Raw genomic sequence first — 13072 nt, 5'->3', positions numbered from 1 at the left:
TCCTCAGGACTCGCCCATGCGATAGAGCAATCTTCTGACGGATGCCAGCATCCAGTCGATTTCTTCGTAAGCCTGCGTCTTGGCGTTATGCTCGACGGCCCAGTAGCCGCGGTAGCCCGCCTCCGTAAGCGCACGGACCGAAGCTTCGGCATCGCCCGAAGTTAGCGTTTTCAAGTCGGCGTGCGTGTGCACGACCCATGGCGCCACGATCGCGTCGCCGTCCGCGTACTCGGGCTTCCAGCGCTTCAAGTGCAGCAGGATGCCGAAGTTCGGGCGATTCACCGCCTCGGCGATCCGCTTGAGCAGATGCGGATTCAGCGCCGCGCCCATGTGGTTCTCCGGGCCGACCGTGTAGCCGTGCTCCGCGCCGCGGTCGCAGTACTCCTGATAGCGCTGTACGATGTAGTCGAAATCAGCCTCGCCGATCTCTTCGGTCTCTTGCGTGCAGATGTCGATACGGACCGTCCGGGCGCCGAGCAGCTCGGAGGCGCGCAGATGGAGCAGCGCGTTCCGGTACAGCCGTTCGCGCTTGGCCGGGTCGGCATCGATGAGATGAACGCCGTCGAGCGCGATGTTCGCGACCGTCAGCTCCCGCTCGTCGATCGCCTCCCGGATCTTGCGGACGACCTCTTCCTCCGGCAGCAGCACGAGCCCGTCTTCGTTTCCGCTCGCGAAGAAGCCGTTCCACAAGTCGACGGCGCCTAGGCGATAGCGGTATTTGACCGATTCGAGATAGCCGAATATATCCATCTTGCCGGCCTGCTTCTCATTAAAGAACGAAAATCCTCCGATGGACAGCTTCATGCGTTGCCCACGCTCCTCTCTGGCTGGTACGCGCCGCATGGCGGCGACCGGGTTGCGCCTGGCCCGATGGGTTCTGGCCGCTTCGCCTTCCGGTCGCCGATTCATGCCGTTACAGCTTATCTATGCGCTCGGGCGGCGTTACTTGCCCGATTTCTGCTTGATCTCCTCGAGCAGCTTCTGGAACTTGGGATTCATATCCTTCAGGACGGCCGCCGGGTCCTGTTCCTTGTTGAAGATCGCCTGCTGCTCGTTCAGCATGAACGAGGTGATGTCGCCGTAGCCGGCGATCAGATGGTTCGGCGATTCCTTGCCCTTCTCGATCGCGGCGGAATTGACTTCTTCGAGGTAGGCGATGTCCGTCAGCCCTTCGTATTGCTTGAACCATTCCGCGTAAGCGACGGTGTCGGAAGGCGGATAGCCGGTCGTCGTGGTCATCTCCATCTGCATCTCCGGGCTGGTCATGAACTTCACGAGCTTCCAGGCGGCGTCCGGATTCTTCGACTTGGACGAGATCATGAGCGGGTCGGCGTAGATGAACGGCGTCGAGGTGCCGGCCGGACCCGTCGGCAGCGGCAGTACGCCGAACTTCATGTTCGTTTCCTTGAAGCCGCCCATCGCCCAGCTGCCGACGAGCGACATCGCGACCTTGCCCGTCAGGAGCGGATCGCCGATCTTGCCGATGGATTCCTCGACGGCCGACGTCGGCATGATCTTGTCCTTGAAGATCATGTCCTGGAAGAATTGCGTCGCTTCCGCAAGCTTCGGATCGCTCAGATCCGCCGAATCCAGGAAGCCCGTGGCGTAAGCCGGTGCGAAGACGTCGAGGCCCCAATCCCAGCTGTACGTGAGCAGATGCTCGCCCATGCCGTACGTGAATCCGTAGACGGCGCTCGGCTTGCCGTAGTCCTTGCTCACCGATTTCGCGAGCTCGACCAGCTTGTCCCACGTCCAGGCCGAATCGCCCGGCTTGTAGTTCGGCACCGTCACGCCAGCTTTGTCGAACAGCTCTTTGTTATAGAAGATCATGCTGGAGTAGATATTGAGCGGAATGCCCTTCTGCTGGCCGTCGACTTTATAAATGTCCAGCGTGGACTGCGGGATGTTGGGGTTGTTGAAGTCGGCCATGTACGGCGTCAGGTCGAGCACCATGTCGCGGACGTTATAATCGACGAAGCCGCTCTGGCCCCAGTGGCTCCAGACATCCGGCGGCGTGCCGCCCGCGACCATCGTGTTCATCTTGGAATCGAATTGATCGTAAGGCACGCTGACGATCTCGAGCGTGATGTCCGGATTGGCGGCCTCGAATTTCTTCTTCACGACATCCGGCAGAAATTTGTCGCGGATTCCGTTATCCTGCGCGCTCAGCAGGGTAATCGTGACCTTCTTCCCACTGCTGGCCGAACCGCTGCCGGCCGGCTCGTTCGCCCCCGCATTACCGTTCGTGCTCGCAGCTCCCCCGTTGCCCGTGTCCGAACTGCATCCGCTGAGCGCCAATACCGCTCCGAGGCACGCGACATTCGCGATGCCGATCCACTTCTTTGCCATCTGTAGCCCTCCTATACGTTTCATCGTTATCGATCAACTACCCCACTTGGCAGCGATGCGGCGTCTTCCCGGCCGGCATCCCCTCCCTTCCGTTCCGCGCGGGCGCTTAGCCGCTTATTTCAAGCCGGACACGACGATCCCTTGGACGAAATACTTTTGCGCTAGGAAGAAGATGATCGTCGGCGGCAAAATCGCCACGATGCCAGCCGCCATGAGCAGATGCCACGGGACGATGTTGAACAAGCTCGTGAAGGACGACAAGGCGATCGACACCGTGAACTTGGAATCGGTGTTCAGGTAGATGAGCGGGCCGAGGTAATCGTTCCAGCGGTACATGAAGCCGAAGATGGCCGCGCTTGCGAGCGCGGGGCTGCACAGCGGCAGCGCGATGTTCCAGAATGTCCGGAGCTCGCTGCACCCGTCCAGCCGCGCCGCTTCGAACAGATCGACGGGCACCGAGCTGAAGAACTGCCGCAAGAGGAAGATGATGTAGGCTGAGCCGAGAAAGGACGGCACGTTCAGCGGCAGGTAACTGTCGATCCAGCCCAGATTCTTGAACAGGACGAATTGCGGGATCATCGTGACGGGATACGGAATCATCATGGTGGCGAGCAGGATCAGGAACATAGCGCCGCGGCCGATGCCGCGGTACCGCGCGAAGCCGTAGGCGACGAACGCCGAGGAGAGCACTTCGCCGAACGTGCCGACGACGGCGTACAACGACGTGTTGTAGAAGTACCGCCCGAACGACCTTGCCTGCATCGCGTCGATGAAGTTATGCCACACGGCCGGGCTCGGCACCCATTCGGGCGGGAACAGGAACACGTCCTGCTGCGTCTTGAGCGCGGTGCTGACCATGATGTACAGCGGCAGAATCATCAGCGCCGACAGGATGATCAGCGTGCCGAGGGCCAGCGCCTTGACCGTGCGCTCTCCTCCGGACGCGGACCGGCCCGCGGCGGTTTTACGAGTCGTCATCTCAATCTCCGCCCCCTTCGTAATGGACCCAACGTTTGGATACCTTCATCATCAGCCAGGTCAGCAGGCCGACGAAGACGAACAGCACCCAGGCCATCGCGGACGCGTAGCCGAGGTTGAACGACCGGAACGCTTGCTGATACAGGTAGTAGACGTAGAAATAGGACGCATAGTTAGGTCCGCCCTTGGTCATGACGTCCGCTTGGACGAACACCTGGAACGAACCGATAATGCCGGTAATGAGCAGGAACAATGTGACGGGCGATATCATGGGAATGGTGATGTTCAGCAGCTGGCGGAAGCGCGAAGCGCCGTCGATCTGGGCGGCTTCGTACAGGTTGGCCGGAACGCTCTTCAGGCCGGCGAGATAGATGACGACGTTGTTCCCGAGCGTCCAGAGCGACATCATGATGAGGGAAGGAATGACCCAATGCTCGTCGGACAGCCACTGGGGACCGGCCGTTCCGGTGATCTTGTAGTAGAGGACGTTAATGACGCCGAAGTCGGGATCCAGCAGCCAGACCCACAGCAGGGACAGCACGACGCCGGAGACGACCGAGGGCAAGTAGAAGATGGTGCTGAAGACGCGCTGCCCCGGGATGCGGACGTTGAGGAGGATCGCCAGGAACAGCGAAGCCGCGAGTCCGACCGGAACGCCGACAAGCGTGTAATATAAGGTGACGCCGGAAGACTTCCAGAAGAGCTCGTTTTGGAACAGGTTTATGTAGTTTTGAAACCCGATGAAGACGGGCTCGTGGGCGATGTCGTAGCGGGTGAAGCTGTAGTAGCCGGATACGAGGATCGGGCCGCCCGTGAACAACAGAAGTCCGATGATCCAAGGCGACAGGAACAGGTACAAATATTTCGTTTCGCGCAATTCCGTCTTCTTTCCAAGGCGTAGGCCTGCCATGCGGGTATCATCCCCTTGCATCGTTAATGGTGGCTGATTCCAAAACCATGCGGCGTTCGACTGAACCGGATGTAAGAAGGTGCTGGGTACGGAAAACTCGTAGCGATACGGATAAGCGGCAACCACGATCGCGGCGGTTCGCGGCGGCTTCCGCCAACCGAACGTATCCCTCCTTTCGCGCGACAGGTTCATGTTTGTTTATCTGACATGTTATGACTAATTATAAAGGTTACTACCTTTCATGTAAACAACGAAATTGATTGTAATGTAAGCGATTGCAATAATAGTTGTTATGAGAGGTCGCGACATGCCCCCGTTCCTGTTCAAAGTGATACCCGGCCGCCGGACCGCGCAGGCCGAGGCAACGCGCGGTCCGAGGCCGGTCAACGCCTCCGGCTGTCCATCATGGGCGGTCGTGCCGCCGCCCTCTGCTACGCGTTCGCCCCGAGACGCCGCGACTGAAATTCCTGGAGATACGGCGCATTGGCATCGAGTATCTCGTCCAGTACTTGCTTGGCCAGCTTCGCGCTGCCGACCAGCGGATGGAGGGTCAAGGCCTGCAGTCCGGCGCCGTAGTCGCCTTCCGCGGCGGCCTTCACGGTCAGCTCTTCGAAGGCCTTCACGAGTTGCAGCAGCCCTCGGATTTGCGCCGGGATCGGCGCTTCGATGCGAACCGGGTGCGCCCCCTGCGAATCGATGACGCAATTGACCTCGATCGACGCGTCCGCGGGCAGGAACGGCAGGATGCCGCCGTTGCGCACGTTAACGATCTGGAGGTCCCGCTTATCGTTGTAAATCGACGTCATCAGGTTGACGGCCGCTTCGGAATAGTAAGCCCCGCCCCGCTGCTGGAGCTGCGGCGGCTTGACCGCGAGCCCCGGATCCTCGTACAGCTCGAAGAGCTCGCGCTCCACCCGCTTGACGTCGTCGGCGCGCGTCGTGCCCTTCTCCAGGAACGTCCTGTTCATCTCCTCGAACACGAGGTCTTTCATGTAATAATAGCGATGATAGCTGCACGGCAGCGCCCCCATGGCGCGCAGAAACTCCGCGTCCCAGCCGAAATCGGGAACGTTCTTCATTGTCAGGCCGCTCGCGCCGGCGGCCTTGTTCAGCACGGCGTCCGTGATGTCGGCGCCGCCGACGACGATGCGGGTCGTCCAGTTCAGGTGGTTGATGCCGGCCATCTCGATGCTCACGTCGGATACGTCCGCGCCGCACAGCTTTGCGATTTGCATTTTCGTGCCAATCGGGAGATTGCATAGGCCGACCGTGCGAATGTTCGAATACTTGAGCACGGCTTCCGTCACGATGCCCGCGGGGTTCGTGAAGTTGATCATGTACGCGTCCGGCGCCAGCTCTTCCATCTCGCGCGCGATGTCCAGAATGACCGGGATCGTCCGCAGCGCCTTGGCGAAGCCGCCCGCCCCCGTCGTCTCCTGGCCGATGAGCCCGTACCGGAGCGGAATCTTCTCGTCCCGGGAACGCGCCTCCAGCATGCCGACGCGCATCTGGGTCGTAACGAAGTCCGCGCCGGCGATCGCCTCCCGGCGGTCCGTCGTCGTATGGACTCGAATCGGCAGGCCGGCCTTCGCAATCATCCGTTCGGCCAGCCTGCCGACCGTTTCCAGCTTGCTTCGCCCTGCTTCGATATCGACCAAGTACAGCTCACGCACGGGAAAGCTGCTGTAATGATTGATGAAGCCTTCGATCAACTCCGGGGTATACGACGAACCCCCGCCGATTACCGCCACTTTCAGCCGGTCTTTTCTCATTAGGCGACGCCTCCGTTTCCACCATTGTCATTATAGGTAAGGATGATTATAGATTCATCATTACAAATCGTCAACCCATAATTTTCAAATTCTACATATCTTCGGTTCGGATATTGGGCCAATGGCTTGATGCGGCTCTATTTCGTGATTATCGCCCCAAAGAATAGGATTTGTACGGCCGGCACGCCATTTCTTTGCTTTCGACCCTTCTGCGGATATGTTATGATGAATACGTCTCCATGCGAGGTTGTATGGATGGATCCCATGAAGAACGAGGAGTCCCGCTATGTCCATAAGCAAATATGCCGTCGTGAAGCAGCATCTGCTGGCTGCCATCAAATCCGGCGAATACCGCCCGGGCGATCAATTGCCGACGGAGGACGAATTGTGCAAGCTCTATAACGTGAGCCGCACGACGATCCGCCAGGCGCTCCAGCAGCTGGAGCTGGAAGGCCGCATCCGCAAGATTCAAGGCCGGGGAACGTTCATCGCCGACGCCAAATCCGAAATCGTCCATCACATGCTCGCGCCGATCGTCAATTTCTCCGAGCTGATGGAAGAGCTCGGCCGCCGCTCGGAGACGCGGCTATTGTCGTCGTCCGTCGTGCCGGCCGAGCCTCCGTTTCAATCGCAGCTCGACATTCCGGAGCAGTCGCCCGTCACGAAGCTGGTCCGGCTCCGTCTCGCCGACGACCAGCCTGTCGCCTACGAGACGATTTATTTGCCGTGGTCCTTGGCGCCCGGTCTGTCGAACGAGCGGGAAATCGGTTCGCTCTTCAAGCTCCTCAAAGAAAAGTACGGCCGTCCGATCGACCGCTCCCTGGATACGCTGAAGCCCGCCCTCGCGGACGAAGCGGTCGCGGAGCTGCTCCGGATCGAGCCAGGCGCCCCTTGCTTCCACATTCGCACCGTCTCCTACCTTGCGGACAATACGCCCATCGAATACAGCGAAAGCTATTTCCGGGCCGATATGTCCCATTTTGTCATCGAGCGCCGGTACGATCACCGCTGAACGCGGCGCCGTACCGGCAGCGGACCGGACGCGAGATCGGCCTTGAGCCCGGCCGGACACGAGAAAAGAGCCTGCGCGCGCAGGCTCTTTCGTTTGGCTGCGTATGCTCCGGTACCGCCGCCATGATGACGCGCTGCTGCCGGCGGACCTGCCGCGATCGTCATTTCCGGATACCCGTTTCAATTACATTCACGCGAACCTTCAGCATGACCTTCGACGCGGGATACGCTTGCTTCCAAGCCGCTTCGTCCCAATTCCTCGTCTGGCTCCTTACGATATCCCCGAGTCCGAGCGGATCGATGCCTTCTTGTTGAAAGCGGCGGATAAGCGCCGACCCCGTTGCGGTCAGCTCCCGTTCCAAGCCGTTTTTTATTCGCTGCTGCACATCGCCGGTCAGCCGGAGCCCCCGGGTATCGACGATTTCCGCTTTCATCCGGAGCGCGATCGTCACTTCCGGACGGACCCGGCCGTGAGCGACGCGATACTTCACGCGAGAACCGACGTTCTTGACCGAGGCGTACGTTCCGTTCCCCAGCGGCGCTTCAAGCACGCCGTACTTTGTGTTTTCCCGCAGAAGCTTTATGACGCGCATTTGCTTCTCGTCCAGCGACGTGACGTAGCGGTCGTCCTTGAACAGCGCCAAGCCCGTAATCACGACGCGATCGTTCCGCAGTGCGAGGAGCGGCAAAAAAGGATCCATCCCTTTGCCGGTATAGGCGTATTCGAAATCGTTCAAATTTTGCCTCGGCACAAAGCCGGTCCGGACATTCGAGTTAAGCAGATCGTACAAATACATGCCCTTCTCCACGTTCGAGCTGAAGTCGGCTTGCAGAAGCTTCTTCCCTTTGCCGTCGACCACGGCCAAGTACATTTTGCGCGACGCGAGCGCGTCGCGCAGCAGCACGTCCAGCTCGTCCGCCAGCCCGCTTGCCGCCAACGATTTCTCGAAGAGCAGCACCGAGATCTTTCCCGTTTTGATGGGCCGATTGAGCTGCATGTCCAGTCGTTCCACGATGTTTTTGCTGGTATGTCCGAAGCCGGAGAGCACGAGGTTGGAGACGGAATCGGAGTTGCCCGCATGGAACTGAGGCGGCGCCAGCGTTAATTCGAATTGATCGTCCGGCGCCTCGTCGAACGCGCCGACGAACGAGATCGCGGTTTTCTCCAAAATGTCTTGCTTGACGCATCCTGTCAACGTCAAGAAAAGGAGCGGAACAAGAATGAATCGACGGTTCATGCGGCTGCGCTCGCTTTCGTTCGGATCAAGACGACGAGATACAGGAACGGGATATACGCGAACGTCATGTAAAATCCGAATGCTTCCAGCAGTCCCTGCGCCTCCTCCACGCGACTGCGGTCCGGGATTGAACAGACGGCGGCAAAGACGATCGCCAACAATACCGGCAGCACCGTCGACTGCCTCACGCCCAGCATGACTTTGCCGATCCGGCTCGACGCCCACAGACAGAAGCATATTATCGGCATAACCCACAAGATCTGCGCGGCCGCCCCGATGTATTCGAATCGATCGATAAACGGAAATTGAATGAATTGGTACTTAGTCAACTGCGGCCATATTTCAATCGACAATTGTTCGGGCTTGAACAATAAGAGGGAGAAGAAGAGAACCAAGAGATACGAGAAGGTGGTCATCGCGTTCGCCCCGTATGCCCATTTTCGCGACGTTTCCGGCGATTTGATGAAGGTGTAGCAGAACAGAAGCGCCTCCACGCCTACATAAGGAAAAGTCAGCGCCTTGCCGCCTTGCGCGATCTCGAACGGAGAATGATCGAAGACCGGCGTCAAATTGCCGAAATGAAAATAAACCGCCGGAAAAAACGTCGCGGCGATGGTGATGTACCGGACCAGGCTGAACATGCATATCCCGACCACGACCCGGAAGCCTCCCGCCACGATGTAGTACGCGAGTAGCAGCAGGACCAAGGCCAACGGCCACGCGGTTAAGTCGGTAAAGAGCCACACTTGGATAATCTCGATGAACAGCCGCACCTGAAAGCTTGCAAGGAGAAGGAAGTACACGAGAAACAGAAGATTAAGCCCCCCGCCCGCCCATCGGCCGAACAATCGGGGATGCATATGAATCACGTCCGTCCCGCCGCGCTCGAGGATCCGGTACATCAGCCAAATGATCACGTGGATGCCGAGGCCGCTTAGAAGGACCGAGATCCACACATCCTGCCCGGCCCATTGGATCGGTTTGATCGACATGGACAGATACTCGGGGCCGAACTGCATCGCATTGATCAGCGCGAATACGAGAATAGACGATATGGTTAAGCGCGGATGCTCCGTTGCGTTCAACTGCTGCTCCCTCCCATGGCGGGTTCATTCGTCAATGTCTTTTTTGGCCGATGCTTTTTTTCGGTCGAAGCGAACGGGGTTCGGCGACCGGAAAAAGCTGAACCGGTGATGAAATTTCGAATAAGGCGGGCGGATCACCGTATCGTATAAGTCAGCCGTACGAAACGGATACACCGGGACCAGGTAAGGCATGCCGAGCGAGGTCAATCGCAGCAGATGCGCCACGAGCCCCAGCGTACAGATGAATATTCCGAGCAGCCCCCAGATTTGCGCGGCCGCGATAAACGGAAACCGCAGGATGCGTATGGTGGCGCTCATGCGGAATATCGGCGTCGTGAACGATGCCAGCGCCGACAACGCTACGATGATCAACAAGAAGTTGCTGGTCAACGCGGCTTCGACGGCGGCCGTACCGAGCACGATGCCTCCGACGATGCCGATCGTCTGGCCGATCTTCGAAGGCAGCCGGGCGCCCGCTTCGCGCAGCAGCTCGATGACCAGCTCCATGATGAGCACCTCCACGACCGGCGGAAACGGCACGTTGATGCGCGATGAGACAATCGTCGGCAAAAAAACGTTTGAAATGCCCTGCCCGTGATACGTGATGACGGCCACGTACAACGGTGTGGCGTAGACGGAAAACAGCACGGAGCACATCCGGATCATCCGCAGCAAGGATGCGACGATCCAGGGCAAATAATAATCTTCATACGTAATGAAAAACAGCCACAGCGTGACTGGCGCGAATATGGCGGTCGGCGACCCGTCCTTCAGCACGCAGATTTGCCCGGAGGACACGACCCAAGCCACGTAATCGGGCCTCTCGGTCCCGATGGTCTGCGGGAAGATGGAGTTCGAGTTGTCTTCGATCATCTGCTGCAGCAGCGTGCTGTCCGTGATTTGGTCGAACTGGACATCCTGGAGCCGCTGCATGCACGTGTTCAGATAGGCTTCGTTGACGATGCCTTCTATGTATACGACCGCCACGCGAGACTTGGATATGCTCCCGACCGTCATTTCTTTGATCCGCAGCCCGGGATGGGGAACCTGCTGGCGGATCAAGTTCAGATTGACGTCCAGCGACTCCACCAAGGCTTGCTTCGGGCCTTCCACGGTGAATTCGACTTCCGGAATTGCGACGCTGCGGCCTTTCGAGGAAGCTGCATTGATTAATAGACAATGAGGGCTATCCTGGCCGTATTGAATGGCGACATAGCCGCGGTGGAGCTTGTCACGAATATGCTCCCAATCGTCGGACCGTTCCTTCTCCGCGATCGGGATCTTGCGATATAATTGCTCGATGGTCAGCGCTTCACCGCCGGTCAGGCAGCTCATGATATGACGCTGCAGAATATCCGTGTCCGTGATGGTTTTCATATAGCCGACGAACAATGGAATACCGTTCATGTCCTGTTCATAGCAGACGAAATCCGCCGATTCCTGAAGCTCCTGCCACAACCGAGGGGCTGCATTCACATGCGATCACTCTTTCCGATTCCCGATTCTTCCGTTCATTGTCTCCCTCCAGCCCGAAATCATACCCCTCGTTCCCCTTTGTAGCCCAGCGCCTTGGACAGCGCGGATCCCTTCTCTTTCAGCACGCGAATCGCCTCGGAGTCTTCGGAAGCATTCAGCGTGCCGCTCAGCGCCAGTATGGTCAGGGTTGCCAGTATGCGGCCGCCTCGATCGAAGACCGGGCAGGAGATCCCCGCGATGCCCGGCGCGATCGTCCCGTCGCTATGCGCATAGCCGGATTCCCTAACGGCTCGAAGCTCCCGCTCGAACAGCTCCGGATCCGTCGAATCGGCTTCCAGTTCCTTCGCGATGATCGCTGCCGTTTCTTCTTTCCGCATGAACGCCGCGAATGCTTTCCCCGACGAAGACCTCGTGACGCTTACTTGCGATCCGACTCGAACCCCGATGCTGATGGCGCGCTTGCTCTCGACGCAGCGAACGAAGAACGGACCGTTCAGTCCCCACAAGGACAGATAGACCGTTTCGTTCACGGCATCGCGGATGGCTTCGAGATAAGGCAGCGCGAGCGCGTAGATATCCATGGCGTCGACCGCTTCGAGGCCCAGCAAGATCAGCTCCGGGCCGAGCGCATACTTCAAGTCCTCGCCTTTATGCAGGAAGCCGGATCGGCAAAAGCTGGTTAAATAGTGATGCGCTTTGCTTTTCGGCATGTCGCACAGCTGCGCGATCTGCGTAATCGTAAGGGGGCGCTTTTCGGCGGCGATCCGCTTCAACATCGCCAAGCCGGCTTCCAACGATTGAATCCCTTGACCCTTGATTTCCTGCGGCATCGGTAAGGTTCTCCTCCATGTCCGCGCGCCATGACGCGCGGCCGCCTGCTTACAACGGACCTAATTCCGCCCGCGAGCGATTCTTCGGCGGCCGTCTTCTTCCCTTTGTATTGCCTTCGGGCGAATGAAATAAACCATGCAAACAATGCGCACGACGCCTCGTGCTACCGCATGCGGAAAGACCCCCCGGTCAAGTCACCGAGGGGTTCGGCAATACGCTCCGCAGCCGGTTCAATACGCCAGCGAGAACAAGCCGTCGATATGCGCCAAGTACCGCACGTCGCTCGCTTTCTTCATCCAAGTGGCCGGCAAGCCTTTCAGCTCGATGCCGCTTTCGCCGATCCAGCCGATGCCGTCCTTGCGTCCGAGGCTGGCGAGCGAACCGGAATTGACCGGCTCGAACGCGTCCATCTTGGCGCCCTTGAAGTACGCGTACAGATTGCCCCCGATATGCTCGCCCATCTGCCAAGAGAGCTGCGCGGTCGGCGGGTACGGGAGACCGTCCGGCCCCAGTACGACGGCGCAGTCGCCGGCCACGAACACTTCCGGATGCGAGACGGATTGCAGATACGCGTTAACCGAGGCGCGTCCGCGGTCGACGGCGATGCCGCAGTTCGCCACGAGCGAGCTGCCTTTCACGCCGCCGGCCCAGAGAACCGTGCCCGCTTCGAGCTTCCGGCCATCCTTCAGGCTGACCGTCGTTCCGTTCACCTCCGTGATGGTAAGCCCGGTCAGGAAGCGGACGCCGCGCTTCTCCAGGCTCGTTACCGCGCGTCTGATCAGATCCGCGGAGTAGGACGAGAGGATGTTCGATTTGGATTCGACGAGGTAGATGGACACGTCCGCGAAGTCGACGCCGTGCGAGCGGCAGATGTCCGGGAGCTCGTCCGCCAGCTCGCCGACGAGCTCGACTCCCGTCAAGCCGCCGCCGCCCACGACGAACGTCGCGTCCGCTTTGCGCTTCGCTCTCGCGTACGCCGCGATTTTGCCGTTGAGATGCGCGTAGATCCGTTTCGCGTCCGCGACGGATTTCAGCGTGAAGCTATGTTCCTGCAGCCCGGGCACGCCGAAGAAGTTCGATTCGCTCCCGAGCGCAAGCACGAGCGCGTCGTATGCGTAGGTGCTGCCGTCCTCCAGCGCGACGCTGCGGCCGTTCGGATCGATCGCGGCCACCGTGCCGATCCGCAAGCGGATCGATTTGCCTTTGAACAAGTGCTCGAGCGGCAGGGTGACGGCTTTCTCGGCGATGTTGCCCACCGCCAGCCGATGCAGCTCCGTAATGATTTGATGCGTGTCGTATTTGTTGATGACCGTAATCTCGGCTTCCTCCGGCGAAAAATGCGCCCGGGCGGATAGCGCGCTCAGCAGACCGCCGTAACCCGCGCCTACTATCAAAATATGCTTGCGCATATCCCCAACTCCC

General features: G+C 59.2%; 11 protein-coding genes. 1 reads left to right on the top strand and 10 read right to left on the bottom strand.

Translation table 11 applies throughout. From position 1 onward, the window contains the following. Positions 1 to 3 precede the first annotated feature (3 nt). The 5 genes from ACFPB1_RS00870 to ACFPB1_RS00850 form a co-directional block, all read right to left on the bottom strand. Complete coding sequence (locus tag ACFPB1_RS00870) at positions 4 to 804, bottom strand: sugar phosphate isomerase/epimerase family protein (protein WP_379220856.1); 801 nt, start codon at positions 802 to 804, stop codon at positions 4 to 6. Positions 805 to 942: 138 nt separating this feature from the next. Next, positions 943 to 2349, bottom strand: coding sequence for an ABC transporter substrate-binding protein (locus ACFPB1_RS00865; RefSeq protein ID WP_379220854.1), 1407 nt, complete (start codon positions 2347 to 2349; stop codon positions 943 to 945). 114 nt (positions 2350 to 2463) lie between these two features. Next, the gene (locus tag ACFPB1_RS00860; RefSeq protein ID WP_379220851.1) at positions 2464 to 3327 is read right to left on the bottom strand and encodes a carbohydrate ABC transporter permease; all 864 of its coding nucleotides are present in this window, start codon (positions 3325 to 3327) and stop codon (positions 2464 to 2466) included. 1 nt (position 3328) lies between these two features. Continuing rightward, positions 3329 to 4237 (bottom strand): carbohydrate ABC transporter permease, encoded by a 909-nt coding sequence (locus ACFPB1_RS00855; RefSeq protein ID WP_379220849.1) that lies wholly within the window; start codon positions 4235 to 4237, stop codon positions 3329 to 3331. Between the two features lie 431 nt (positions 4238 to 4668). Further along, positions 4669 to 6009 (bottom strand): 6-phospho-beta-glucosidase, encoded by a 1341-nt coding sequence (locus tag ACFPB1_RS00850; protein ID WP_379220847.1) that lies wholly within the window; start codon positions 6007 to 6009, stop codon positions 4669 to 4671. 286 nt (positions 6010 to 6295) lie between these two features. Here ACFPB1_RS00850 and ACFPB1_RS00845 point away from each other — a divergent pair, with 286 nt between their 5' ends. Continuing rightward, on the top strand, positions 6296 to 7021 hold the full coding sequence (locus ACFPB1_RS00845) for a GntR family transcriptional regulator (RefSeq protein WP_379220844.1): 726 nt from the start codon (positions 6296 to 6298) through the stop codon (positions 7019 to 7021). 160 nt (positions 7022 to 7181) lie between these two features. Here ACFPB1_RS00845 and ACFPB1_RS00840 read toward each other — a convergent pair whose 3' ends face one another. The 5 genes from ACFPB1_RS00840 to ACFPB1_RS00820 form a co-directional block, all read right to left on the bottom strand. Further along, positions 7182 to 8258 carry a Ger(x)C family spore germination protein gene (locus ACFPB1_RS00840; RefSeq protein WP_379220842.1) on the bottom strand — a complete coding sequence of 359 codons (1077 nt, stop codon included), beginning with the start codon at positions 8256 to 8258 and terminating at the stop codon, positions 7182 to 7184. Next, complete coding sequence (locus ACFPB1_RS00835; RefSeq protein WP_379220839.1) at positions 8255 to 9343, bottom strand: GerAB/ArcD/ProY family transporter; 1089 nt, start codon at positions 9341 to 9343, stop codon at positions 8255 to 8257. The genes ACFPB1_RS00840 and ACFPB1_RS00835 overlap by 4 nt, the downstream gene beginning before the upstream one ends. A gap of 24 nt (positions 9344 to 9367) precedes the next feature. Then, positions 9368 to 10819: a spore germination protein gene (locus tag ACFPB1_RS00830; RefSeq protein WP_379220837.1), complete on the bottom strand. Its 1452-nt coding sequence runs from the start codon at positions 10817 to 10819 to the stop codon at positions 9368 to 9370. Between the two features lie 59 nt (positions 10820 to 10878). Next, entirely contained in the window at positions 10879 to 11649 is a 771-nt protein-coding gene (locus tag ACFPB1_RS00825; RefSeq protein ID WP_379220834.1) for an IclR family transcriptional regulator, read from the bottom strand. A 231-nt stretch (positions 11650 to 11880) separates the two neighbouring features. After that, on the bottom strand, positions 11881 to 13059 hold the full coding sequence (locus ACFPB1_RS00820) for an NAD(P)/FAD-dependent oxidoreductase (protein ID WP_379220832.1): 1179 nt from the start codon (positions 13057 to 13059) through the stop codon (positions 11881 to 11883). Positions 13060 to 13072: the final 13 nt, after the last annotated feature.

It is taken from the genome of Paenibacillus sp. GCM10023250, assembly GCF_042653205.1.
Lineage (GTDB): Bacteria > Bacillota > Bacilli > Paenibacillales > Paenibacillaceae > Paenibacillus_Z.
The sequence above is the reverse complement of the archived record's forward strand: the minus strand, read 5'-3'. Positions and strand labels throughout refer to the sequence as shown.